The organism is Zhongshania aliphaticivorans (genome assembly GCF_902705855.1).
Taxonomy (GTDB): Bacteria; Pseudomonadota; Gammaproteobacteria; order Pseudomonadales; family Spongiibacteraceae; genus Spongiibacter; species Spongiibacter aliphaticivorans_B.
In genome coordinates this window covers 1-26,709 of sequence record NZ_CACSIJ010000018.1, presented here as the reverse complement: position 1 = coordinate 26,709, position 26,709 = coordinate 1, and the positions used below count along the sequence as shown (strand labels likewise).

Genomic DNA, 26,709 nt, shown 5'->3' with positions numbered 1-26,709 from the left:
TAACAGGTTGAACTGATCCTCTAGGCCCAGCACTCTCGCAGCTTCATGGTAGTTGCCGAGTGACACCGACAATTTACNCTGCTCCATCTTGACGAGCGTTGACACGCTTACGCCAATGCGTGGTGCAAAACCGCGCACACCATCCTTAGGAAAGCGCTCTTTGCGGGCCGCGCATAGGCGCTTGCCGAGTTCGGGTAGTGTCTCTTTCATGTTGTATTATAGTAGAGCAAATCGCTATTAATTGGGTAAATGTTGTAAAATATTATAACTTTTATGGACTGGGCACAAGTTCTTAGTACTTCATCCGCGGGGCAGGTATCAACTGTGGATGAGGCAACGATGAGCTTAGATGTAGCGTCAATCGACTTGTTTAGCCTTGAGCGCCGTCGATTATCGTTTATCGTCGACTAAATAGTCGGCTCGAGTTTATGATAGGTAGCAGTAAAATCCTCCATGATTATAGGCCCATGACCTTATCAATGACTGTTGAGTCGCATGACTATCTTCGAATATCCTCTGAATTACTGATCGAGTGACCGCAATCCTATGCGTGAAAAGGAGGTAAGTGGGCGACAATACCCGAGTGTTGCTGCAATAGACGCACGCTTGGCTGCGATTGAAGCGGAAAGAGCTTATCTGCTGCTGCAGCGAGCGGAAATTAAGGCGTCCGAGGCGGAAAGGATACCCGTATCCGAGGAACTTTCACCTGCGCAAAAGGTAGCCATTTTCAGAGGTCTATTTCGGGGGCGGACAGATATTTTTGCGACCCGCTGGCAAAATCAACAGGGCCGCAGCGGTTATTCAGTTGCCTGTAATAATGAATGGGTGCCCGGCGTATGTAATAAACCGCGGATTAAATGCCAGGACTGTAATCATCGGCAGTTTACTGAGCTCAATGACGATGTGGTTTACCGTCATCTCGCTGGTCAGAAAATTGTAGGTCTATACCCTCTGCTCCATGACAATACTTGCTACTTTCTCGCCGCTGATTTTGATAAATCGGGCTGGCGAGACGACGTCAAGGCAATGTCGCGGGCATGCAGCGAATTCGGCGTAGCCCATGCAATAGAGATCTCCCGATCTGGCAACGGCGCCCATCTCTGGATATTTTTTAGCGACAATATTCCTGCTAGGGAGGCCCGTTCTCTGGGTTTTGGTCTGCTGGATAAGGCTATGGAGATCTGCCCAAACTTATCGTTTGACTCATATGATCGCTTATTTCCCAATCAGGATATTTTGCCCGAAGGTGGATTCGGCAATTTAATTGCTCTTCCTTTACAGAAAGAGGCCAGATTGTCGGGAAATAGTTCGTTTGTTGGCGCTGAGCTAGAGCTTATTCAGAGCCAGTGGCAATACTTGGCAGGCCTGAAATCGCTATCAGCGCATGATGTTAATCGTCTGCTTGCAATATTGTCGCCGAGTTTGGATTTAGGTGCTGAGCAGGCGTTACCCGAAAATATCCCTCCATGGGAGCTTACGGCCAAGCCTAAGCCCCTCCCGCTAATTAACCTTGCGGGGACGCTGACGATTACGCTGGCCAATCACATCTATTTCAATTTAAACGATGTGCCGGGGCCCTTAATCGCCAGGCTCAGGCGGCTGGCCAGTTTTTCTAACCCGGTTTTCTTCAAGACACAGGCGCTCCGATTTTCAACGCACGGAATTCCACGTTTCATCACATGCGCTCGTATCGAGCTTGGTTATCTCGCATTACCTCGAGGTTGTCTGGACGATGTGGTGACGCTACTAAACGAAAACAAGATCGCGTTTGAATTTGACGATAAGCGGCAAGTGGGCGAAAAACTGCGCGGTATGAAGGCCGCTTTAACGCTGAGAAAAAGTCAGCAAACGGCCATTAGTGCTCTCGTAAAATACGATACCGGGATATTGCACGCGCCGACTGCGTTTGGGAAAACCGTTACCGCGATTAGTATGATTGCGAAGCGTAAGACCAATACACTCATTCTAGTGCACAGTCGGCAGTTGTTAGACCAGTGGGCCGAGCGTCTTAGATCATTTCTGCCAGATGTAAAAATTGGCATCATTGGCGGCGGTAAAAAAAAGCCTTCAGGTGTCATTGATATAGCCACTTATCAGAGTCTGATTGATAAGAAGGACAATTCAGTCTCAGCGCTAGTGCAGGATTATGGTCATGTTGTCGTTGATGAGTGCCACCACGTGTCGGCACCGCGCTATGAAATGGTTTTAAACGAAGTCCGCGCAAAGTATTTGCTAGGTCTAACGGCTACGCCAGAAAGGCAGGATGGCCATCAGAAAATCATTTTCATGATCACTGGGCCAATACGCCATAGCGCTAAAAAAACGCAGGAAGACACGTTTACACAAGAAGTCCAAGTGCATCAGCTATACCACCCAATGCCAGAGTACCTGCTTCAAGCAGCTGAGCGTCCGAAAATTTCTGATGTGTACCGATGGATCATGGAAAACGATGATCGGACGCAGCTTATTGTTAACAGCGTACTGGAAAGCATTCAGCAGTCTAGGCATCCGATCGTACTGACAGAAAGACGGGAGCATGCTGAAAGCATTAATGCGATTTTGGTCGAAAAGGGAATTCAGTCCGTTGTCCTAAAGGGGGCTATGCGTGCTGCTGAGCGCAAAAACGTTGAAAAGCATTTGCCGACGGCACAGGTGGTCGTAGCAACCGGAAAATATGCGGGTGAGGGTTTTGACCTGCCGAGATTGGATACCCTGTACTTAGCTATGCCAATAGCGTGGAAAGGCGCCCTAGCCCAGTACGCTGGGAGAATTCATCGTGAAATCGATGGTAAAACCAATGTGACTATCCACGACTATGCTGATTTTGCGTTGCCGATGCTTCAACGCATGTATAAGAAACGGGAGAAAAGCTACAAGGCAATGGGCTACAAAATTTCGTATGAAGATGGTTAATATAAGTATATTCATATTAGCCGCAGGCGCTGGTGAATAATTTTCCGCTAGTACTTGAGTCTTAGTGTTTCACTTAGCGATGCATCTGATGTTGCTGTGATTCTATTAGAGAGCAATTTTTTCCAGGGCTGGAGCTCAGGCGATGGGAGTAACGGAACAAAATAGTAGCAGATACCATCAAGTAACCAGATTGGTGTCGAATTGCGTCGAATATTGTTCCGTGGTCAAATTAGAATTAGAACGCAAATCAACACCCTATTGCAAGACATAACCGGTTAGCTTTTACTCGACTAAATTAACCTCGACTTCACCCAGTTCTTGTTGATTTATATAGGCGGTACTTTCGTACATATTGCTAGCAGCAATATTGATCATTAATGTAATGTCGCTGGGCTCGCAGCTTTCGTCAACATGATCTTCTGTTTGTTTTCGAGAAAACACCAAATATTTATTGGTGGCTTCTTCGGTCAAGGTTATTACTAATTTAGCCTTCATATTATCCTCGATACTTTAATGATTGGGTTTTAGTGATTAAACTTCGCTCACGAGTGGATTTCGTTCCAACCGTATTACCGGTTGGGTGTTTCGTTTGGGAGTTCCCGGTCTCCGGCGCTTGCTCTTGTGGGTTGAGTATTAACTAATCACTATCTGGTGAATGAGGGTTGCTTAGCTGCTTAAAAGCAGTAGTCATGGTTGGATTGTTTCGAGTCAGCTTCTTTACCGTAACATCTTGCGCCTTGTCATTGGCAAGGCGCAGGTTGCGGTCGGTACCAATTAAAGCGTCCTTCGTCTTTTGCAGGTGATGGATTGACTTATCAATCTCATCAATTGCTGATTGAAACTTTCGTGATGCTAGATCGTAGTTCTTGCCGAATGCTTCTTTAAAGTTGTTAAGATCATGTTCGAAGCTCGTGACATCGATATTCTGGGATTTAACAAGCGCTAGCTCTTGTTTGTACTCTAATGAATTCATCGCCGCGTTCCGAAGGAGCGTTATTATGGGGATGAAAAATTGAGGCCTGATAACATACATTTTGGGATAACGATAAAATACATCTACTATCCCTGTATTGTAGAGTTCGCTGTCTGGCTCAATTAGCGAAACTAATATCGCGTATTCGCAGCCCTTTTCGATCCGATCCTTGTCTAGCTCTTTCAGGAAATCTTCATTCTTCTTTTTGGTAGCGGTAGTGTCCATCTCATTTTTCATTTCAAACATGATGGATACGATAGGCGTACCTTTTTCGTCTGAATCCCGGAAGATGTAGTCACCTTTGCTGCCAGATTTAGCGTCATTGTCCTTTTCGAAATAGGCTCTTGGAAAAGCGGTGGCACGGATACGGTTAAACTCGGTTTCACAGTGTTGTTCGAGGGTTTCTCCAACCATCTTGGTGGAAAGGCGAGCTTTCATGTCACGAAGGCGCTCAATTGCATCATCGCGATCTTTGATTTGTGTTTCGTATTTGTCCTTGAGGGATTTCTCAGAAAGCTGTTTCTCAAGTTCTGCTCGGTTTAGATTGTTCTGAAGCTGGTCTCGCTCTTTTGCGATGAGGCCGATAGCCTCATTCACCGCTAGTTTGCGATCCGTTTCGCTGGCATCTAGCTTTGCCTTAAGCTCTTGGATAGTGGCATCTTTCTTTGCCGCCGCTTCTTGGCGCTCATGTGAAAGGCGAGCTTCTAGTAGCCTTGAAGTAGATTCATTGTCATGTTTGGTTTGTCTTAGCTCATTAACTAATGCGTCGCGCTCTTTCTCTACTGCGGCCAATGCTTCCGTAACGGCGAGCTTTTGAGCTACTACGCCTGCATCGAGCTTTGACTTTAAGTCTCGAATTTCGGATTCTTGAGTGGAGGTAGTCTTTTGCATTTCGCCAATTGCTCGCTCGCGCGCGAGTTCAATGGCATTTTCCTTGTCCTTTTCGGCGAGCTCAAGACGTTCATGTAGCTGCTTATCGAAATCTCGATCACGAACTTGCTTTAATATGTCCGCATATCCGGCTTCGTCAATCTTGAAAGCTTTTGCACAGTGCGGACAAATAATGTTGTGCATACATATTTCNCTTTAGTCAGCGTATTTTTTGTTGGGATAAATTTTAACTCATTTTCGGGAAGGACTAGAATGTAATTCCGGTGTGTAAATAATCCCTCACGTCGTTGTTAGAGTACTTATATCTGTGGGCTGCTCCTTTAGTTCGAGATGCGGACTACGTTGGAGGGGTTTCGTTTATACTTCATTTCGTGGATGGTTGTTAGGTTAATGCCTAAATAATAGGAAGAAAGGTTGCTGGAGGATTTCTTAAAATTTCGATCTATTATAGCTTGGAATATTACTACAATTACTCGCTATCTTCTCACTCATAGGGGTTTAACTAAAGCATAATAGTGCTGCTCGTTACTTGCTTTTGACAAGCACAATTCTTGTTCTACTATTTCGTTAGGCGAGGTTCGTGTTCAAAAAAAATTATTCTAAAGCCTGGATTCAGTGAAAAGTTAAACTATATCAATGAGAAATAGATTGATATTTAGTAATATATTTAAAATTCTTGACTGGCTAAAATTTATTGCCTTCCCAGGATTGGATTGATTTTATCTCGCAATGATTTTTCTAGCATCGGCATTATTATGTCGTAGTTCGTAACATCAACCTTAATTGTACTAAATCTAAAGTTTTCAGCGTTCATATTGGTTCTAGCTTTTAACTTTAAGNTTGTTGTTGGTTGTTCTAATTTAAGGTTAAGGTGTGTTAGCAGCCTCTTTGACACTCTCTTTGACTTACCTATATACAGAGGCACCCAGTCACCAAGAGATGTATGTTTTTCGGCTCGCTTCTTTTTCGTGTTTGGAGTCCAGTTTTTTTTATACTCAGGAAGTTCCCAGTTATACTGAAAATAATTGAACCACGATTCAAAATCATTAAATGAAGTGTTATTTTTTATTTCTACTAAATAGACTCCAGGATAGTCATGCTGATTAATTAAATTCTCATTTCTTATATTTCCGGAAACTTCAAAATTTAAACTTTCAGCTATTTTTGAAAACCCAATTAATGTTTCGGTTAGAGCGCTATCTATTTCAGTGATTCTATTCATGATATAGCCTATATTTATTTTTTTTTGAATTTATTTGGTAATTTCTACAATGCTGGTCTAACTTGTCAAATAAGGAGCGTTAGCATAATGGCAAAATTTCCTAGAGATTAATGACCCGATTACTTTATAGTATGGTAAGTATCTGGAAAATTAGGACTAAGTTTTAATCTATATTATTCATTGTCTATGATCATAGCTCCTCGCGCAATTAAATCAATAACTTGGCCTAACATAGAAGTTAGAGTCACGGGGATGAAAGCCTAGATGCTATCTTCTATTTGGCTTTGATGTTCTTGATATAACGCCTCGCAAAGTGACTCAAACGCACGATGCTGTGATATCAATAGGAATACAATTGCAAAGCAGTCCATATACGTAAACATGTGAGATAGGTGCCAGCCATATTCCGCTAATAAGGCAGATAAGCTTATTCGCCGGTAGCCAAAATTAGTCCACGGGATATCTTCTTGTAAACAGAGCCATTCACGCTCGCAAAGTGCTGGAAAACGTTTTTCAATAAAAGCTTGTTCATGTTTTTTAGAATTAACGAGTATAGCGCCGGGCTCAGCGAACCATTGCGCTACTTCTTCGTTGTTAAACATTCTGCCCGTTAGCATCTCGTTGGAAATCCCGGTGATCTCGACGACATCGTCAGAGAGCGGCTTAAAGGGTGCCTCATAGCAAGACAGCATATCATCGATGCTTGTTAGTCGTTGTGCAGACGGGCTATAGCGAACTTTCAATGCCCCGAGCTCAATGATGTCACAAACATCGACATGTACACCGTTTGTTTCCGAATCGACGATATACATAGTTAGTTCATCGCCAATGGGGGCGCAGAGCGAAATTGGCCAATTAATAAGATGCTTGTTGCCACTCAGCGATTCGAGAAGGCGCATGTGCGTGCGGTTAGATGTAACGTTGATTAAGTCGATGTCGCGTTGTGGGCGACGTAAGCTGCGCATTCCAAACTTCATATAATTAACACTCCATGTCTAGTGAAATGCCTATTATCAGAATTGGTGCGACATATTCTGTCGCTTGCGCGTTGTTTAATCATTACACCGACATTCACCTAACTTGATGCATTGTTGATTGTTTGCGGAATGTTTCTACAGAGATAAGGGTGTTTACAAATGATAGATACAACAACGATAGCTAGCTGTTTATCGTATTTCCTGAAAATTGGTAGTGATAGCTCGCAAATTGAGAATGCCGACCAGATCTCTAGCGGGTGGGATCAGTTTAATGATGCATTTGGTAGATTTTCTCCAGGTACTGTTTCGGTGTTTGGCAATAAGCCGCGGGAAGGGAGTGATGAGCTGCTACTAAATATAGCCTCGAACTTGGTGTTGGAGCAAAATTTGCCAGCATTATATATAAGTATTCGAAAAGATAAATTAAGTGTGCGTCAAAGAATAGCTTCTGCAAAGCTATCAATAGATAGAAAATATGTACAAGGGTTAGAGGATGATCTTGATACAAATATAATTGATTTGTACTCGAAGCTACAAAAGGAGCCGTTCACCATTCTGGAGCGTGGAATAATGACTCCTGATGATATGATTAGTATTTTTGATAGCCCATCCCTTCGAGATAAAAAATTTTCATGTATATTCATTGAAGGCGGCGAGGATATTGTTTCTCAGTGGAGCTGCCTTCTTGGTGCGTCAGCGCCTGCATTCCTCCTGTCCTTTTTAAAATATGTTGCAATAACGTATAAATCTCCAGTTCTTACAACCTGGGGGCTGGAGGAAAACGAGCGGTCATATTTTGATCTCTCTTATTCCAGGGACATTTTTAAGTTCGCTGACAAAATCTTCACACTAAATTGTGATACCAATTATTTCGATGATGAGGCCACTGATTTAAGAGGATTACAAAAAGGTGTGTTGGTAGTGGAATTGCTTGCAAGTGCAAATGGCGTAGGTCACGCCATCTTCAATTTTGATGCGCCGTGCTGTGTTATTAGTAAATTTCCTTAGGATATCTTGATTTTCTACCCCGGGATAACCATGTTTATCATGCAAGCTGTTGTTCAAAAAATTCAGCTATTATTAGGTAACCAATGATGGATACGACATCTGCTTCCAAATTATTAGCCCTTCTACTGAAAGTGGAAAATCCGCACAGACCTGAGTCAGCCAGTGTATTTAGTGGTTGGGACGGTATTGATGCTGCGTTTGGACCATTTCAACCCGCCACGTTGTCCGTTTTTGGAGGCCTGGCTTGCGGCAGCGCTGGCGCACTTATTTTAAGTCTAGCGACGAAACTTGCGTTTGAGCAGGGGCTGCCTTGTCTATATATCAGTATTAGAAATAAAGATCGCCCTGTTGATCTCCGGGTAGCGCAAGCGCAGCTTGGAATAGATTATCTTGAGCTACGTAATATCGAAAATGAGGAATCCATCAGTGCTCATCATACAAAATTAGAGAAAAGCCCACTTGAAGTTTTTGAGAAACTGTCGTTTACGCCTGAAGAGATTATTAGCGTTGTTGAGGATCTATTTAGCCGTAAGAAGCGGTTTTCTTGTGTATTTTTTGACGGTGCAGAAATGCTGATTGAGCAGTGGAATAGCTATCTTGGCGAAGCAGCCGCTGCGTTCGCCCTTTCTTTTTTTAAAGCCATCGCTATCAAACACCAAGTGCCGGTATTGGCAACACTCGGGCTTAAAAGTAGAAATGACTATTGTGAGCAGTATAGCGTCTCCCTTTCTGACTTTGAGCACCCACGGGAAGTACTGAGGTTCGCCGATAAGATTTCTATTGTGGATCGAAGATACTTGTATTCGAATAGCCCCAATGACAAAGGTTTCATGCATTTGTGGCCTATTACGGTTAACTCTGGAAGAGTCGGCACAAGTATAAAAATTAATCCTCGAACGGGCCGGGNTGGCGAATGATTGGGATAAGTGGGATATGGTAAGCCTACTTATAGGGAGCTATATAGTATGGCGCTGCCTCACCAATTTTGCTTAGCCACATGAAGTTATTAGGTTTTTAGAAAAAATTCTCCTATTATATTTGGCATATGTTTGTTTCGGTAACCGACGAGCTGGAGAGTCAATAATCTACCCTATGCTTGGCGAGCCACCTCATTATAAATTTTGACGCAATAATCGGTAATATAGATAGAATCTGAGTGGCAGATTTGATGAGTGTGCGGATATCAGGTGTATTTCGTAACTATGCTGTATTTAGTATTGAGTATTTTCTCGTAAATATTCTTAAATAATTTTTGGAATTAAAATGACTATTGAAGAGCTAGTGGAAAGAATTGAAGCCAATAGATACGATGAAAAACAACTCATTAATCTTTATAACAACGCTAATGCCAACAATGAGCTAAGTGAAGAGGACAAAGAGAGCTTAATCGAAGCGATCGAGAAAAATACTAGATTGCGATTTCCTAGGGCGGCTAAACGCATTTTTGGCGCAAAAGAGTCTGTCGCAACTGAAATGCTGGAAAAGCTGTATTCGAAAATATCTGCTACATATGATTTAACTCACAACAGACTCAAAAATGGTGTTAAAACCGGAGGGCTAATGATTTCCGGAAAGCTTTATATTGAAGTCTATATTTCATATAAAAACGCAGATAATCAAGGTGTCTTTTTGTCTTTGACACAAGATACGGTCGATGATGAGTTGGTAGTAATCGTAAGGCGATACAGTACACACAAGCCTGAATCTGGGGTGAAGGGGGAGAAAACGGGAGGGATAGACCGCTTTGATGAATTTTCGAACGTATATGAAGAATACTTGAAAGAGATTCTTTGACGCTATCTGTTTATGTTTCTCTCGCTGCGTAGTTTTTGATGGCGCCTTGCAATGTATTGTAGATTTGTTTTCGAATCGTAATGGGGGATATGACTTCTACTTTGTCGCCAAACCCAAGAATCCACCAGAGTAGATCTTTTCTGTCGAGAACCGATGCGGTTACGATAACCCAGCCGTCCTCCGCGTCGATTATATTCTGATCTTCAGAAATCGGTGTTTCCTTAAGATGATTAGCTGCATCCTTTGTCATCTTCAGTTTGAGTTTAATGCGTTTTTTTGAGTTCAAATAGCCAAATGCGCCTGTTTCTTCATATTTCCGGATGCTAAAATCTTTTGGTATGTGTGCATCATCACCTGTGACGGAGCAGGCTTCAATACGGTGTAAAGCGAGTTGTCTAATGTCTTGGTAATCCCAGAAAGTACAAACTAGGTAGGTGATCTGATCTCGGAACACGAGCCCAAGTGGATGTACTTTGACTTGCTTTTTAGTTGCGTAGTTAAGGACAAGAATTTTCTCTCGAAGTAAGCCGTCGTACACAGCATCTAGGATTGATTGGGGGATTTCCGCAGGCATCAATCCAAAGCCGCGAGGGATTCTAGCCACTTTTTCATCAAATAACGCTAAGCTAGACGAAAACGAATCCAGCACGCGTTTGGCGGCTCTTTCTTGGGGCGCGAGATACTGTGCGATACCACTTGGTAATCTGCTTGAATACTCCCGAGAAGCAATGATAAAGGCAAGGGCTTCAAAGGGGTTCATGGCTTCATTTCGCCCGTTATACCCGGCTATATATGACCAACCATAGGGCTTGCTTCTTTCATCTAATACGATGGCGTGGGTAGCACTAACTTCATGGAGATCCCGTTGAATTGTTCTCTGCGTTACATCATGGCCCGCATCAGATAGGTAACCCATAATTCGATCGGTAGATATTTTTGCTGGTTCGCGAGGTATTAGGCTAAGCATAGTCATAATTCGTTCGGTTTTCTTACCCATTGAGCTTCCTCTGTAAGGGTTTAGTTAAGTAATTGTATGCGACAAAAATTGTCGCTGTTATATGGATGATAGCTACATACAATATAAATTGCGAATATTTAGTCATAGGCAGGGGTTACCTCTAAAGCACAATAGGGAAATGTCTCGGTTTCTGTTTTGATAGGACTCGAATTGGTCATACGGTGGCATCTATGTGTGTGCGCTGAAAATGGTTACTTTTATTGAAACGTATTCGGCGTGTTCAACATTTCACATTTATAAACCATAGCGAATAGGAGATTATTCATGAAAGTCATTTTCTCCCATGGCCTGGAGTCCGGCCCATGGGGATCAAAAATCAAGTATCTTGCTAGTATCGCGATTGAAATGGGTTGGGACGTTGATAGCATAGACTATAGCGGTATACGGAACCCTGATGATCGTGTAAATAAATTGTTGGAATATCTAAATCAAGAAAAGCAGCCATTTCTCCTGTGCGGATCATCCATGGGCGGCTACGTTAGTGTTGTTGCAAGCAAATATAAAAAGCCCTTGGCCCTGTTTTTAATGGCGCCTGCACTTTATTTGCCTGGTTATAGAGAGCAAATATTTGCACCTAATGGGAGAGTAACAATCATCCATGGCGTGTCAGATGATGTTGTGCCTTTTGAAAACTCGCAGCGGTTCGTGAGAGAGCATCTTGAGACGGAATTGCACTTGATAGAATCTGATCATAGGCTCAACGATAGCCTTGAGGTGGTTGGAAAAGTATTCAAGCATGTTCTCGAAAATTTGAGCCAAGCGGACAAAAATTAATAGTGACTTGGGAAAAATGCGGCACGCAATTGATATATCTCAGCGTATACCAATGCAGTATGCCAGGATGTTTTTGTCGATTGGTTCGTAGTATGTGTGTTTATCATCCTTTGTGCGCTAGTAAGGTGCATTTAAGTCCATTGTAGCTATGCTCGTTCCTCTGTTGCTTGCAATAAGAAGCAGTAAAGCTGGTCACCGGGCTCCGTGCGGCAAGAAGAAATTTAACTAGTTCTTCATATTAGCCTTCAATGACTGGATAACAAGCGTCACCCCACAGAGTATTAGGTGAATCCAGCATGATTTCGATAATGATTGGAATAAGGCAATTTAGAAAATTGGTACAATCTTTTAATTGCAGACGGTTCACTTTGCTTTCGTAGGTCGATCCACCGTGTACAAGCTGGTTTCGGAGCGTGTAAATTCGACTTAGTACAATGCCGAGTACTTTGTTTGTCTCGCGTTGGCCTACGGCTTTATGAGCTGCAGAATTCGCATCGGAAAACGATTTCTGCCAGTCTGGCTCGCTGATCTTTCCGTTCTGGTAATCCCAGAATCTTGCGAAAACGTACTGATTTTTTAGAAGACTTCTGATGGCGCCTGGAAATTCATTCCAGACTAGGTTTTCGAGTTTCTTATTTGTATCGAGGTCGCACAGCTTGCCGACAAATTCCTTGAAAGCTTCTTGCTCAGCGGTTCGGTATCTGTCGTCAATTTCAACCGAGTAAGCCGCATTGAAGGCGATCCATAGGAAAATAAATTTGCCGTCGTTTTCCTCTGAGGCTTCTGCTGCTTTTAGCCAACTTAGTGCGCGATGGATGCGTAAATTTAGATTTTCAGGATAATTTTCTCTTACAGCTCGGTGCCGCTCTTTCAGTTCGTTGAACATAGAATGATCTTCCTTGCGTTGTTAGGTTCGCGATTCCCGTTATTATTGCCCACTTACCGATGTTGAGCTTTGGAGGAGAAATTTTTTAAGACAAGTGGTTGTTATCCCGTACAGTGTCGAACCATTGTACTTTGCTCTCCATTTCTACGGTCAATTAATCCTGACCAAAAAGCCATTTTTTTATTTTGGCGCGGTTCTGAAGGAAAATTTGTTGCACCTCCGGTGGCGTCGACGCTAATTCCCCTTCGAGACGCATGTTTTGCAGTATGTAAGCCACGAGGGCGCCACGCGTAGAGATCTTCAAGACTCCGTCAGTCATTCCGTAGTCGCGTGCTATTAATGCCTTTTGTGCTGTATTGAGGCGCGGATCAGGGCAAATGACGAGTTCCACTATTGTCTGCCAGGCCTCGTCCTTTTCAGCGGTATTGTCACCCACTAACGTGAGCTCTGGTTTGTCTGAAATCCGGCTCAGTACGAAATCACTATAGATCATTTTTTGCTCACAGAAGGCGCGTACATGCCATCGATGCCCATTGAAGATGACGGTATGTGGTTGGATCATTCTATATTCAGGTTCAGGGTTACGTAGCGAGCTATAGCATATCTCGACACGTTTCTTTTCTCGCGCAGCTTGGGTGATAGGAGCGAGTACTTCAGGGCGCAAGTCCCGAAGTGGTGGGGTAAGCGTTTCCGTTAGGATAATACTTGGTTGTAGTGATGCAAAGGTACTGGCTAAGTCTTGCTGGGTGGCAAGTACTTGAAGGTACTCGTCGGCGACCCCCTGCGTGAATATAGGGCGAAACTTGGCGCCGGGTTTATAACCTTTGAGCTTCGTATCGTAAACGAGATTTTCTGGCGCAAACTCGCGGATATACGCGTTGATGTCGCGGGATGCTTGCTGTCGGCCGATACCAAAAGCGTCTATGAGGTGATTGGTCGTCAATCGACCTTCCCAGAAGCTGATGATCTCAATTAGCCGGTATCGAAGTAGCAAATCCCATCTTACGGGCCATTCTTTATTCACGCTCATCATTCCTCCGTAGGAGTCTGCTTGAAAATGCGACATGTATATGTAGCCATTATATACATGTCGTTATAAGTTGCAGTATAGTTTTTCCTGAGGTGACAATATGGGTGTTCAAAATGTAAGGCGGGGAGTGACTCGCGCGGGTTGGAACAAGAAGCATGCTGACTGGTACAGCCTGCATTACACGTTGCTGTGCATTGTAATTGGTTTGATCTCTGCGTCGTGGTGGGCCTTTTTAGCCGCGCTGGTGCTTGTTGCGGCGATTGAGTTAACAAACCTTGGCGGCAAGGTAATGCTTTGGATTTACTGCCTACTTTGGATTTTGATTTTTGGCGCAATTGGTATGGCCCTGGGCGGCATCCCTGCGGCGTGTGTTTTTGCCATTATGGCCGGCGGCATGGTTTATATAATGCTCGAGAGTGGTCGTGAGTATTTTCACGATCTATAGTTCATGCGACAGACTGATGATAGCCTGCGGCGGGTATTGCTTAGCGGATGGGCGCGGAGTGTTTGGATGTCCTCCGCAATATTAATATGGAAGCCCGCTGTGATTAGCTAAGTAATGGCTGGCTGTAGTAACGATTAAGGATGATAAATGCAATATAAACATGGAAAGCTCTATTTTTCTGCCTCAGATCTGACGAATTTTCTACAAAGCCCTTTTGCATCTTGGATGGATCGGTTCCGCCTTGAATGTCCCGACGAGGCGCCGATTCGCGATGAAGTCGATGCGATGAATAACTTACTCTCGGTGAAAGGGTATGCGCATGAAGAGCGGATCGAAACGGAGCTTAAAGAATCGGTCAATTCATTTCAGCGTATCGACGGCGATACTGATGAGCAAAAAATTACCGCCACAATTAAGGCCATTGAAGCTGGCGTCGAGGTCATCACTCAAGCGTGCTTTCGGGGTAGTGATTTTTTCGGTTACGCAGATTTTATCGTTCGCGTGCCTGGTAAGAGTCGTTTGGGTGATTTCCACTATGAAGTTTGGGACGCGAAGCTTACAAAGCGAGCTAAGCCATCCCACTTAATCCAGCTGTGCGTATATGTAGAGATGCTAGATGTAATTCAAGGGCGCAAGGCAGATCGTGTAGTTATTGTCCTCGGTACCGGTGAAAAGCATGTCACTCGTATTTCTGACTGTTACGCCTACTTTTTAAGTGTTAAGCAGAGCTTTCTTGCGTTTCATGAGCATTTTTTACCTGCCGAGGAGCCAGATCCTGCTCAGTCAAAAAGCTGGGGACGTTGGTCGACGTATGCTGAAGAAAAGCTAATGCAGCGTGACCACTTGTACCAAGTTGCCAATATTACTCGCGAACAGATTGCTAAGTTGAATCGAGCGGGCTTTATTACGATGGCTGAGCTTGCTCTAGCGGGTGAAGTCAAAGTCCCTGGGATCAACCCCTCTGTGTTGGAGAAATTGAAGGCGCAAGCATCTATTCAGATTCAGAGTCGCGGAATCGATGTTCCAGAGTACCGCGTCATCAAGCCTGCTGCCGGCGAGCGCATGGGGCTCGCCCTTCTGCCTCCACACTCGGATTTGGATGTTTTTTTCGATATAGAAGGATACCCGCTTGATGATGGTGGGCTTGAGTATCTGTGGGGGTGTACCTATTTTAATGAGTCTAGCGAGCGAGTATTTCGTGACTTCTGGGCTCATGACCGAGAGCAGGAAAAGCACGCATTTAAAGAATTCGTCGAATGGGTTTACGACCGCTGGGTGAAAGATCCATCAATGCATATTTATCACTATGCCAGTTACGAGATCACGGCGTGCCGGAAGCTAATGAGTCGTTATGGCATATGCGAATATGAGGTCGATCAGTTACTACGAAACGAAGTGTTTGTAGATTTATACAAGGTGGTGAAAGCCGGGATCTTACTGGGAGAGCCTCGTTACTCAATTAAAAATGTCGAGCACCTGTATCGTGGCAGGCGAGAGACAGACGTCGCTTCCGGCGGCGAATCTGTTGTCGTTTATGAAGCTTGGCGTGACAAAAATGCTGCTGGTGAGGAAGGTGATACGTGGGAAACCTCAGAGATACTACGCAGTATTCGTGACTACAACATTGATGACTGTGATTCGACTCAAGAGCTCGTTGATTGGTTACGCCTGAAAAAGACTGAAGAAGGCATTACTTACCTAGGTAAGGTTGATGTAGAGGAGCCTGAGGTTAAGGAAGAAATCACAGCTCGTCTTGCGTTGAGAGATCGCTTGCTCGATAAGGCAGAAAGACTTAGAGCGGCCGATGAATCTGAGGCACAGCTGACCGAGAACCTTGCTTGGATGCTTGAGTTTCACCGGCGGGAGGCAAAACCGGGCTTTTGGCGGCTGTTTGATCGGCTGGGTGCTGAGCATGAAGAACTTGAGGACGACCTTGAGTGCTTGGGTAATTGCTATCGAACTGACCGGCCGAGTTTTAAAATAAAGCCTAAGGATAAAAATGAGGCATATGAATATACCTTTGATAAAGCGCAGGAGCTAAAGGGCCTAACGAAGTATCTATATTTGCTTGGTGAGTTCGACGCAGCTGGTAAGCAGAAAAAAGTCGAGTATGTTGAGCAGTGCAGTGATCTTGAAAATGGCCTTATAGTACTAAAAAACAAGGAAGAGCCGCCGGAGCATATCAGTCTTATCCCAGATCAGCATGTGAATGCAGAACCCATACCGAGTGCAGTTGCGGATGTCGTACAAAAATTCGAAAAAGGTAGCTTGACGGGTAGTGCGATTACGGGATTTTTGAGTCGCGATCGACCTAGAGTGAGAGGTCTCACGCCGGGTGAGCCGCTAGTGGTGGCTGACGCCCCCCAAGCTCGCATCAATGAGGTGATAGATATCGTTCGGCGGCTTGATAATAGCTATTTGCCTATTCAGGGCCCGCCAGGTACCGGTAAATCCTATACAGCAAAGCATATTATTGCTGAGCTCATTAAAGACGGCGCGAAAATTGGGATAACCAGTAATAGCCACAAGGCAATTAATCATCTAATTAAGGTGACGGTAGAGCACTGCACGGAGCGGGGAATAGAAGCTCAGTTTGCTTGCGCAAAAGATCCAGACGGGGAAATGGCAGCCCTAGGTGTGTTTGAGTGTCCGAATAACGAACTTGGAGAAGCTATCGAGAACGGTTGGGTTGCTGGCACGACGGCTTGGGGATTTTCCCGTGGTGAGGTTGTCGATACATTGGATTATCTCTTTGTCGATGAAGCTGGCCAGGTTTCAGTAGCAAATTTAGTGGGGATGAGCCGGAGCGCGAAAAATTTAGTATTGATGGGCGATCAGATGCAACTGGGTCAGCCCTCTCAAGGTGTGCATCCTGGAGAAAGCGGATTGTCAGTATTAGATTATTTAATGCATGAGATGCCGACAATTCCGCCAGATCGAGGTGTTTTTCTTGGTACAACTTTTCGTATGCATGAGCGAGTGAATGCTTATATAAGCGAGCAGGTGTATGAAGGTAAGTTGTATTCAGATCCGTCAACGAATCTGCGAACATTGAAATTTGAAGGGACGCTTCGTTATCCACTCCGCGAGGCGGGAATTGTCTATTGGCCAGTTGAACATCAGGGTAACTCCCAGTCTTCAATGGAGGAGGTTGAGGTTGTGGTCGATGTGGTAAAGGAACTGCTAACACAATCGTTATCCCTTTCGGGTGAAAGCGCTCGCCTAATCACGTTGAAGGATATCTTGTTTGTGGCTCCCTATAACCATCAGGTAAGGAAACTTCAGGAGGTGCTTGGGGCTGGTGCAAAAGTGGGCAGCGTTGATAAATTCCAAGGGCAAGAGGCGCCTATCGTTATTTTAAGTCTTTGCTCAAGCGATGCGACCGAATCCCCCCGTGGCATTGAATTTTTGTTTAACCGCCAGCGGTTGAATGTTGCAGTTTCTCGGGCTCAATCATTAGTTATTGTTGTTGGAAGCCCTGCGTTAATTCAGAGTGAGCCAGCGCGCATTGAGGACGTTCGAAGGTTGAATATGGTCGCAGCTTTATATCAGAGTGGAAAATGATTTTTAATTAGGTAGAAAATTGTGGTGCATTGCTTGAAGTAGTGTAACGGTAATAGTGGTAATTGGAAGGCAACAAGGAAGTGAAATTTAGTTCATGGCCTAGCGATTAGCGGGGAAGTTTAAATGCAAATAACAGCCACATTTCTCGCGCGGGCTTCTTATGTCACAGTTAAGAATTTATATTGGATAATCACATGGATAAAAAAGAATATATAGTGCGTCAATTAGCTCGTACAAAGCATAAAAAATACGAGCAGTATGTGGTTTCTCGCATTATTCACTTGCTGAATGATTTCGACATAAAGTTTATAACTCAGCAGCACGTAGCCCGGCCTCAAGGCAGGGCACTTACGGATTTGTTTTTCCCTCAGTTTGGTTATCATGTTGAAGTTCTAGAAGGACAGCACTTTTATCTGGATAATATAGAATCTGACAAAATGAGGGAAGCCGACATCATTAACGCGACCGGCCATACTTTCAGGGAGGTTGCCGTTGAGTGTGAAATCGTTGATGACCAAAAGCGGGTTGTCGCATTAGAAGATATTAATGGCGAAATTGATAAAATCGTTTTTGAGCTAAAGGAGCTAAGTAAAAGCACTGACTTCGTGCCGTGGGATATTGATGCTGAAATGAATCCAGAAACCTATATTAAGAGAGGATTCGTGGATACCAAGGATGATGTTTTTTTTCGAACAATTAAAGACGCATGCAATTGTTTTGGCCACTCATACAAGGTGTATCAGCGCGCAGGCGCTAAGCATCCCGAAGGCGAGGCGATGCTTTGGTTTCCGAAGCTATATAAGAATGATGAATGGGATAATCAGATTTCAAGAGATGAGGAAACGATCACTGAAAAAGCAATAAACGACGATATCAATGTAAGCCACGTAGGCAGGCATTTAGATAATCCTCGAAAGCACAAAAATAAACGCATTGTCTTTGCGAGGGTAAGAGGAAGCCTCGGTGATGTGTTTTACCGGTTTAGGGGGGTTTATCAGCTCGATCGAGATCAATCTAATAACGACACCGGGCTCGTTTGGCGAAGAGTCGGTACTCGAGCAGTAACGTTTGAGCCGGGCGTAGAGTTCGTTTAGAGTGCCACAAGCGTTTCAGTCGACACCTGTGCGTATGGGTGCGATTTCTATTTTAAGCTGGAAGACCCTCCTTGAAATTGATGTGTGGGCTTCTCAGGGTTTGTTAGACAGGGAAGTCCATTAGTCGTCATATGAATAATCAAGCGGATGATGACCTATAAGGTCGATTGAATATGTCCAATATGCGTTGATATCGGATGGAAACGTAAGATCAGATCTGGACTTCTACTTTTTTAGTCACGGATACACAGCGAAAAAACAGCCAGTGAATAAATCCATTGTTGTTCTGTATCGAGAAACAAGGTTGCCAAATTGATTCTCTAATATTCAGCGGTATAAAATTCCCAACATCGAAATTATTGCGTTCTATACGTATTTTAGATGTATCGTAAATAGGTAGACTACCAACGTTATAGGCTATAACTGAAACGACAAACCTACAGGATGTTTAATGTCCGGCTCTAAGTTACAAGGCCCTCAGCTGTGGCTTCCTAGCTCGATGCGTACCGTTGAAACCTTACCCCCTGCAGCTAGGTCGAAATTTGTAAACCGTGAATGGAAGGCTAGGAATATTGTAAGCCAATGGAGTTCTCAGGCCGCCAAAAGAGGGGAGAAGTTCAATCTTAGCTTAGCCAATCTTCTATTACAGGATATGTCAGAGCGCCAATACTGGCGCTCGTTTGAGAGGATGGCCCAAGAGCTCGGTGATTTATTTCTATTAGGGTTGATTACGCCTCGCGGTCGGGGCAAGCCACCTGAGCAACTCATTGCGATTTACATGCAACCAAAAGGACGGTACTCCGCAATAGCTCACAATCAAGATGTATATCCCATAATGGAAATCATCGTTGCCCCAATAAAAATAAATAATTGTTGCAGCAAAGTGCTGGGATCAGTATAAACAAAGTGAAAGAAAAGTCAATCATTATGGCGCCTTTTGCGTCTAATCAGATTTAATATACCAGTAATTAATTTTACAAAGGCGCCTGGCGGGGGTATCTGTGGCTGAGGAAAGTGTGAAAATTACCAAAAAATTGGGTGATATTGCGTCAATTTGGGTAGGTCATCCCCTTAGGGGGACGATTCCTGATGACTCGGGCTCGGGTATTTATATGGTTCAGCCGCGCAATATTGACGAATTTTGTCAGGTTGATTGGTCGTCAGTGGTCGAAACGAAGCTCGAATGGCGTGGAAAATCGCGCTGGCTTGATGTCGGGGATGTGATTTTTAGGATGAATGGCCGAACAAATCATGCAACGTTCATCGATAAAATCGATTTGCCAGATAATGCTCGAGTCGCCTGCCACCATCAGTTTTTTCATCTAAAAGTGCATGATACCGATGTAAATCCTGCCTATTTGGCATGGTTTATCAATCTGCCGGAGATGCAAGAGGTGCTAGCTGAGTCCAAACTCGGTGTGGGGACGGGGCCTGTGGTTAATAGGCGGATGCTTTCGGAGCTTTCTGTCGGCGTCCCGTCGGCAGAGTTGCAGAAAAGTTGCCTTGAATTATGGTCTGGATACGTTGATGCTCGGAGGGCGTCAGGCCGGGAATTGGCTAAGATGGCTGGGATGTATCACGAGTCCGTTCAAGTGTTGATTGGCTCCGGCGGCCGTTGAGAATTTAATGAGCGCTGGTGATATTTGATCCGNAATGGCAGTCGAATACCAGTAAAAAGAGTCGATTCTGGTTTGGCGCGTGTTGTAGCGTGTTACTGGGTACGACGACAAATGATGCGTCGCGGTGCTGCGTCTTTATGGTTGAGTGTCAGGTTCGTTGTACTAGCGAATTTGCAGTGGCGCGATACATCGAGGATACGTCCCAAGTTAATACCAAAAAGCTAGCATGCTTTGCGAGAGTTGCTGGCAGCAATATGTTTGTCTTGGTGCTTCAATCATAAATCGAAGGCATATAAGGTTTAATCAAGATCGGGTCTTGACCGACTTCGTAGGCATGGGCGCGGGATATTGGGTGCTAATTTAAATTAAATTGACCTATGTTCTAAAGGAAGTGCGGTTACCTGTTGATAATCTCGCTCGTGCATAGAGGGGGCAAGAAAATAGCCTATTTACNGGCCTCAAAACGCCATTCCGGATACGAACGTCATTGGTTGAGTATCCCGGATGCTTGCTGGATCTGCGCTTGTAAGCAACGTGCACAGTAGAGCCATTCCCCTTAAAATATTGGCGAGTCACTTAGATCATTGAAATTAGTCATAAACGGTATATGATCAGGCGAAAGGAGTTATTGATGTAACTATAAGGAATTAGTCTACTTTTGTCCGGCGCTCGTCAATAGCAAAGCTGCCATATTATTGAATTAACTTATGTTTTTTAATCTATGCTGAAGCCCCGACTTTGATAAGGGGGCCAAAGTGATGGGGGCGCGAGTCTCGATAACTAGCTGTCAGTTGCTTACACCTTCGCCTACAGCCCTAAAATTATATTTAACTAAGGATAAAGCGTGTCAAACGAAAGAGTCACAGAGAATCTTGTCAGGGAGCTATTAAGAGGGAGAGGCTACTACGAAAGTGATAACGGAATAGTAATAGAAGAGCAAAAATCTCAGATTAAAAGAGTCCAGTCACTTTTAAAAACTTCTAGTAAGGCAAAAACAGGAAAGGTGGGATTTCCTGAATTTATAATTTCTTGGGACTCGGATCCTAACTTCCTTATAGTCGTTGAGTGCAAGGCTGACACAAAAAAACACCAAAGTAGCGATCTATGCAACCCCAAAGATTATGCCGTCGATGGAGTGCTCCACTACGCTAGGCATCTATCAAAAGAGTATTCCGTGTTAGCTATTGCTGCTAGTGGTGTTACGGAAGACTCTTTATTGATTTCAAACTTTTTGATTCCATGTGGTTCCACTGATCACAAAGATTTAGTTAACGAGTCAAATGTTAGCGTTGGTGAGATAATTTCTTTTGATGATTACTATAGATTATCAGCCTTTGATCCAGACGTAGAAAGGAAGCGTCATCAAGATTTAATAAGTTTTGCAAAAGATCTGCATGAATTTATTTGGACTACCGCAAAAATTCCTGAGGAAGATAAGCCTTTGTTGGTGAGCGGAACGCTTATAGCGCTTATGAATCAGCCGTTTTTGAACTCGTTCAAGTTTTACAGCTCCATAGATATGCCTAAAAAATGGCTAGAAGCTATAAAAGACGAATTAGATAAGGCTGAAATACCTCAGGCGAAAAAAGATACGATGCTTCAGCCATATGCAAATGTCGCAGGGCTTCCAAATCTTGGCAAGCCAGATTCAAAGCTTATAAAAAAGTACCCACAAGGAGTTTTACACGAAGTAATCAAGGAGATCAACGAGAGTGTTTGGCCGTTTATTAGCGTCTATCACAATTTTGACGTTGTTGGCCATTTTTATGGCGAGTTTCTAAAATATACCGGTGGTGATAAGAAGGCGCTTGGTATTGTATTGACTCCTCGCCATGTCACCGAGTTGTTCTGTGAGCTAGCAAATATCACCAAGAAGGACACAGTCCTCGATATTTGTGCTGGCACAGGGGCTTTTCTGATTTCAGCTATGCAAGCAATGCTTAAGACTGCTGTAACTGAAGAGGAGAGAACTGATATTAAGAAAAATCGACTGATAGGCATTGAGAATAGTCCAAAGATGTTTGCATTGGCGGCTAGCAATATGATTTTGCGTGGGGATGGGAAGGCAAACCTTCATCAAGGGAGCTGTTTTGACGAGGCAATTACCAAATCTATCAGAGATAGAAATAAAGAAAAAAATAAAGTGGTAAAAGGTAAGAGCCTAAGTCGTCCAAATGTAGGGCTTTTGAATCCACCGTACGCCCAATCTAAAAGCGATGCTGAATTGCATGAACTATATTTTGTAAAGCACATGTTAGATCAATTGGAGGAAGGGGGAACAGGAATAGCAATTATTCCAATTAGCTGCGTAATTTCACCTGGTAGTGCGAAGACTGAAATTATGACCAAGCACACATTAAAAGCTGTTATGTCGATGCCAAATGAGCTTTTCTACCCTGTAGGAACGGTCACCTGTATTGTGGTCTTTGAAGCTCACAAACCACATGCTACTACTAATAAGAAAACATGGTTTGGATATTGGAGAAATGACGGCTTTGAAAAAACCAAACACCTAGGCCGAATAGATGTAAATCGCTCTTGGTCTGAAATCAAGGAAAGATGGGTGGACGCGTACAAGAACAATGAGGTTCACGCAGGTGAGTCTGTAACAGCATATGTTACAGCACAGGATGAGTGGATAGCTGAAGCGTACTTAGAGACAGATTACTCAACGATAACAAAAAAAGATTTCGAAGAAACCGTAAAGAGTTATGCCATAATTAATCTGTTAAATAAAGGGTAGTCATGATCGAGCTACAAGAGATATTTGACATAAAATATGGCAATAAGTTGGATTTAAATAAGCTTACTTTGAATGCAAAGGGAATAAATTTTGTATCAAGAACTTCAAAAAATAATGGTATTTCAGAAATAGTCGAAGAAATAGTTGGAGTCGAGCCCATGCCAAAAGGTGCCATATCGGTATCTCTTGGGGGAACCAAGTTACTTTCTTCATTTGTTCAGAATAGCCCGTTTTACACCGCTCAAAATGTTGCAGTATTAATTCCTAAAGCTGAGTTAACGTTATTGGAGAAATTATATATATGCCAATGTATTCAGCATAATAGATTTCGTTATAGCGCTTTTGGTCGTGAAGCCAACCGAACAATAAAGACAATTAGAATACCTTCAAGAAATGAGTTTCCAAAATGGCTGTATGACGTAGATGTAGATAGATATTTTGGTGCTGATGCACCGCATATTAAAAAAAGCATTGACTTAAGATTGCCAGATGAGTGGAAAACCTTCAGATACGACGAGCTCTTTGATATAGAGAGAGGGCGAGGGCCGAGGAAAAAAGAATTAGATGGCACTGGCAGCACCCCGTTTATAACTTCGACTGATAGTAACAACGGAATAACTGGTTATACATCAATGGAGCCAATCCATGTAAAGAATACTATTAGCGTAAATAGGAACGGAAGTGTCGCTGAAGCCTTTTTTCAGCCTGTACCATTTTGTTCGACTGAGGATGTTCACATATTCATTCCCAAGTTTCCTCTTAATCAATATATTGCCATGTTCATAATTACATTAATTAAAAGAGAAAAATATAGATACAATTACGGGAGAAAGTGGGGAATACAAAGAATGAAAGATTCACATATAAAACTACCCGTAGATGCGCTTGGTAAGCCCGACTGGAGCTATATGGAAAAATTTGTCAAGTCATTAAAGTTTAGTGGATGCATTTAACCCTGCAACTAACAAACCGCTGCACACCGACACGTACTGCTATGCTCGTTTTTGTGTGTCGCTGCGCTCCATTTTACAAAAAAATACTCTCCGCAGTACGTGCGGGTGAGCGGAGTGTTATACGGTTGGAGTAACCTGTGTTTGATCAAAAAACAATAGAACATCTAAAGAACTACGTTTACCTACTTATCGATCCAGAAACAGATAAGCCATTTTACGTTGGTGAAGGGGCGGGTAATCGTGTATTTGAACATGCGAAAGCAGCAGTCGTTGATAATGATGAATCACTGAAATTGGACAAAATAAGGGAGATCATCAATTCAGGGGCAGAGGTAAAACATTTATTACTCAAACATGGCCTATCAAAAAATGTAGCCCTAAAAATTGAAGCTTCGATTATTGATTTTTCACGTCATTTTTCATTGCAGATGACAAACATAGCTGGGGGTCACGACAGTATTGAAAATGGGCTAATGACCACCGAAGAAGCTATACGTAAGTATAATGCAATGCCTCTAACTAAAATGGACTCGGGTTTCGCGATTATAAATATCAACAAAACTTATAAGCGTGGAAGTGGATTTGAGGGCATATATCAAGCAACGAAAGAAGCATGGCCTATCGACCGCAGTCGTATACCAAGTCTAAGGTACGTGTTATCAGAGTATCGTGGCTTAATTGTAGAAGCGTTTTCTGTTCAAAGTTGGTATGAAGTACCAGCAGTTGATCGCTCTGGAAAACTAAGAGTTCGATGGGGGTTTGAAGGGGTGGTAGCTGAGGAGGCTATTCGCAATTCATATATCAATACGTCTGTAGCGCATCTGAAAAAGCCTGGGGCTTCGTTTCCCATTCGTTATGAAGTAAAAGCCGTATAATAAACTGTTATACATGAGCACACGATGAACATTGAAGAAGCAATGCAGCGCGAAATGAAGATATTTCAAAAAGAGATATCTAAGGCAAGCGATTCTATCTATGGAGTTCTGATCAGTCATCTTTATATAGATCACCTATTAGATCGTATAATAATAGCATCTACAGTTAATGATTCAGGACTCACCGGCAAAGGAGGGCTGTCATTTTCAAGCAAGATTAAATTAGCCTTCGCTTTATCCGGTATTGCCCCTCAGCTTGCAGACTCCTTGAATAAACTTAATTCAATTCGCAATGACTGCGCGCACGAATTCGGTCATGAAATAAGCCAGGAAAAAATAGATAAGTTAGGTCGCACTCTCGGCTCAGACTATAAGCGAATTTTAGACGAGCATCCCAAGATTGGAGTAGCAGCTGTTGCTCCATTCGCTTGGCATATATGTGGTCAAATGTTACACGCGACGCTTCATCAAGAAGGCTGCGAGTAATGTATAACAATCGTATCAAATCGACTCCAAAAAGCTGCGCTTTTTTGCGCAATTTGTACGGGCGTTATGTGTCAAAAGAATGGAGTATATCGTGACGTTTGAAAACTGGATGAGGCTTCGTGGCCTATCTGAATCCTCCGTGAAGAAATATGAAGGTGCAGTGAGTGGAGCAATGTCCGAATGGGCCATTGACGGCGGCATTCTGGATGGGCCGCTGACATCTATTTTGAGCCATAGCCGCTTTGAATCTATAGTAATTAGCCTTCGTAAGCTCCCGATCTATCAAGAGCGAAATGAGCGCGGCCACAATATGTACAGCAGTGCTCTGAACAAATACGCGGAATACTTGCAGGAAGGCTTTGATTCAGATATTGAGGCCGATGTTGAAGCAATCTTGTCCCAAGACAGCGTTACCGATACAGAGAAAGCGACATTACTTAAAACCAGAATAGGGCAAGGAAATTTCCGTCAAAAACTGATTTCGCTATGGGGTGGTTGTGCTGTTACTGGATATAAAGATACCTCAATGTTAGTGGCATCACATATCAAACCTTGGCGCGCATCTTCAAACACAGAGAGGCTTGATGGTTACAACGGATTGCTGCTGTTGCCGACACTAGATAAAGCATTCGACTCTGGCCTTGTATCATTCGGTGAAACCGGAAATATTCTTATCTCTCCTCTGCTTCAAGAGCCAGAAAATTTAGTTATAACCGAATCTATGTCGGTTAATCTGAAATCAGAGCATCAGGTATACATGGAGTTTCATCGTGATTCCGTATTTCGCAACAAATAACAAGGCCAGCCAGAGAGCCAAAACGCTGCGCGTTGTGCCTGCCCCTGCTGGCAGCGTTGAGGCTGTAGAAAAACCTACCAACTTCCATCCGATTCGAGATGTCTGAGCGTCCGCTTATTACCAATTGTAGCCCTTCGTTCGATAGCTAAGCGTTGGTCGCAAACGCATCTAATAACAAGTTCCTAATGCCGCTCACTTGAAGAGCGCCTCTTTTTATTTCCTTTGCTATACAGGCGAGTTTATTAACAGATAGCTGCACTGCCTTTCCAATTTATGGGGTTTTCTGGGTCTGGTTAACTGGGCGGAGCTTGATTAACTAATTAAAAAGTATAATAAAGAAAGCCGCAATGTGCGGCCTTTGGTGAATTTAGGAGTTTTTTCTACTGCTAAAACATTCTCTCTAGGTAAGCGCTCAATAAACCCCATCTAATAATCTTCCCGCTGCGGCTTTACTCTTCGGCTTTAACCTGAGGAGCCATCCATGAGCACAATCAATAAATCGCAATTCTGGCAAGACCACATCACCGCTTGGCAAGGCAGCGGTCTTTCTCAAGCAGCGTATTGCAAGCAGCATGAGATCAAATTTCATAACTTCGCGTATTGGCGAAATCGTTTAAGCCCCGCAAAAGAGCCCTCAGCAAAATTATT

Annotated in this window: 21 protein-coding genes; 15 read left to right on the top strand and 6 right to left on the bottom strand. The window is 43.5% G+C overall.

The features are described from left to right. Positions 1–606 precede the first annotated feature (606 nt). Positions 607–2,913, top strand: coding sequence for a TOTE conflict system archaeo-eukaryotic primase domain-containing protein (locus GVJ32_RS17735; RefSeq protein ID WP_235035192.1), 2,307 nt, complete (start codon positions 607–609; stop codon positions 2,911–2,913). 282 nt (positions 2,914–3,195) lie between these two features. Here the strand turns inward: GVJ32_RS17735 and GVJ32_RS17730 are convergent, their stop codons facing one another. The 3 genes from GVJ32_RS17730 to GVJ32_RS17715 all read right to left on the bottom strand — a co-directional run bounded on the left by GVJ32_RS17730 (position 3,196) and on the right by GVJ32_RS17715 (position 6,976). Further along, complete coding sequence (locus GVJ32_RS17730) at positions 3,196–3,408, bottom strand: hypothetical protein (RefSeq protein WP_159241417.1); 213 nt, start codon at positions 3,406–3,408, stop codon at positions 3,196–3,198. Positions 3,409–3,550: 142 nt separating this feature from the next. Beyond that, positions 3,551–4,960: a DUF2130 domain-containing protein gene (locus tag GVJ32_RS17725; RefSeq protein WP_159241416.1), complete on the bottom strand. Its 1,410-nt coding sequence runs from the start codon at positions 4,958–4,960 to the stop codon at positions 3,551–3,553. Positions 4,961–6,259: 1,299 nt separating this feature from the next. Beyond that, positions 6,260–6,976, bottom strand: a complete 717-nt coding sequence (locus GVJ32_RS17715; protein WP_159241414.1) for an exonuclease domain-containing protein — start codon at positions 6,974–6,976, stop codon at positions 6,260–6,262. 159 nt (positions 6,977–7,135) lie between these two features. On the opposite strand from GVJ32_RS17715, the gene GVJ32_RS17710 reads away from it, so the two are divergent. From GVJ32_RS17710 to GVJ32_RS17700, 3 genes are all read left to right on the top strand, one after another. Next, a complete protein-coding gene (locus GVJ32_RS17710; protein ID WP_159241413.1) occupies positions 7,136–7,984 on the top strand; it encodes a DnaB-like helicase C-terminal domain-containing protein in 849 nt (282 codons plus the stop codon). 83 nt (positions 7,985–8,067) lie between these two features. Beyond that, complete coding sequence (locus GVJ32_RS17705; RefSeq protein WP_435808096.1) at positions 8,068–8,901, top strand: DnaB-like helicase C-terminal domain-containing protein; 834 nt, start codon at positions 8,068–8,070, stop codon at positions 8,899–8,901. Positions 8,902–9,247: 346 nt separating this feature from the next. After that, entirely contained in the window at positions 9,248–9,778 is a 531-nt protein-coding gene (locus GVJ32_RS17700) for a hypothetical protein (protein WP_159241411.1), read from the top strand. Positions 9,779–9,788: 10 nt separating this feature from the next. On the opposite strand, the gene GVJ32_RS17695 is transcribed toward GVJ32_RS17700, so the two are convergent. Next, positions 9,789–10,775 (bottom strand): helix-turn-helix transcriptional regulator, encoded by a 987-nt coding sequence (locus tag GVJ32_RS17695; RefSeq protein WP_159241410.1) that lies wholly within the window; start codon positions 10,773–10,775, stop codon positions 9,789–9,791. A 285-nt stretch (positions 10,776–11,060) separates the two neighbouring features. Between GVJ32_RS17695 and GVJ32_RS17690 the strand changes: the two genes are divergently transcribed. After that, complete coding sequence (locus GVJ32_RS17690; RefSeq protein WP_159241409.1) at positions 11,061–11,570, top strand: YqiA/YcfP family alpha/beta fold hydrolase; 510 nt, start codon at positions 11,061–11,063, stop codon at positions 11,568–11,570. A 238-nt stretch (positions 11,571–11,808) separates the two neighbouring features. On the opposite strand, the gene GVJ32_RS17685 is transcribed toward GVJ32_RS17690, so the two are convergent. Both GVJ32_RS17685 and GVJ32_RS17680 read right to left on the bottom strand, forming a co-directional pair. Further along, a complete protein-coding gene (locus GVJ32_RS17685; protein ID WP_159241408.1) occupies positions 11,809–12,456 on the bottom strand; it encodes a HEPN domain-containing protein in 648 nt (215 codons plus the stop codon). Positions 12,457–12,610: 154 nt separating this feature from the next. Further along, entirely contained in the window at positions 12,611–13,486 is an 876-nt protein-coding gene (locus GVJ32_RS17680; protein ID WP_235035191.1) for a helix-turn-helix transcriptional regulator, read from the bottom strand. Positions 13,487–13,586: 100 nt separating this feature from the next. Here GVJ32_RS17680 and GVJ32_RS17675 point away from each other — a divergent pair, with 100 nt between their 5' ends. From GVJ32_RS17675 to tnpA, 10 genes are all read left to right on the top strand, one after another. Then, on the top strand, positions 13,587–13,931 hold the full coding sequence (locus GVJ32_RS17675) for a hypothetical protein (RefSeq protein ID WP_159241406.1): 345 nt from the start codon (positions 13,587–13,589) through the stop codon (positions 13,929–13,931). Positions 13,932–14,078: 147 nt separating this feature from the next. Beyond that, a complete protein-coding gene (locus GVJ32_RS17670) occupies positions 14,079–17,495 on the top strand; it encodes a TM0106 family RecB-like putative nuclease (RefSeq protein WP_159241405.1) in 3,417 nt (1,138 codons plus the stop codon). Between the two features lie 194 nt (positions 17,496–17,689). Continuing rightward, on the top strand, positions 17,690–18,589 hold the full coding sequence (locus GVJ32_RS17665; protein WP_159241404.1) for an AbaSI family restriction endonuclease: 900 nt from the start codon (positions 17,690–17,692) through the stop codon (positions 18,587–18,589). A gap of 1,001 nt (positions 18,590–19,590) precedes the next feature. Continuing rightward, complete coding sequence (locus GVJ32_RS17660; protein WP_159241403.1) at positions 19,591–20,208, top strand: hypothetical protein; 618 nt, start codon at positions 19,591–19,593, stop codon at positions 20,206–20,208. Positions 20,209–21,052: 844 nt separating this feature from the next. Continuing rightward, positions 21,053–22,951, top strand: a complete 1,899-nt coding sequence (locus GVJ32_RS17655; protein WP_159241402.1) for an HsdM family class I SAM-dependent methyltransferase — start codon at positions 21,053–21,055, stop codon at positions 22,949–22,951. Between the two features lie 2 nt (positions 22,952–22,953). Continuing rightward, complete coding sequence (locus GVJ32_RS17650; protein WP_159241401.1) at positions 22,954–23,904, top strand: restriction endonuclease subunit S; 951 nt, start codon at positions 22,954–22,956, stop codon at positions 23,902–23,904. Positions 23,905–24,041: 137 nt separating this feature from the next. Next, positions 24,042–24,779, top strand: coding sequence for an LEM-3-like GIY-YIG domain-containing protein (locus GVJ32_RS17645; RefSeq protein ID WP_159241400.1), 738 nt, complete (start codon positions 24,042–24,044; stop codon positions 24,777–24,779). A gap of 24 nt (positions 24,780–24,803) precedes the next feature. Next, positions 24,804–25,265: a hypothetical protein gene (locus GVJ32_RS17640; RefSeq protein WP_159241399.1), complete on the top strand. Its 462-nt coding sequence runs from the start codon at positions 24,804–24,806 to the stop codon at positions 25,263–25,265. Positions 25,266–25,356: 91 nt separating this feature from the next. Continuing rightward, positions 25,357–26,061: an HNH endonuclease gene (locus tag GVJ32_RS17635; protein ID WP_200841471.1), complete on the top strand. Its 705-nt coding sequence runs from the start codon at positions 25,357–25,359 to the stop codon at positions 26,059–26,061. Positions 26,062–26,542: 481 nt separating this feature from the next. Then, a partial coding sequence (tnpA, locus tag GVJ32_RS18555; RefSeq protein ID WP_435808097.1) for an IS66 family insertion sequence element accessory protein TnpA occupies positions 26,543–26,709 on the top strand: 167 nt, incomplete at its 3' end.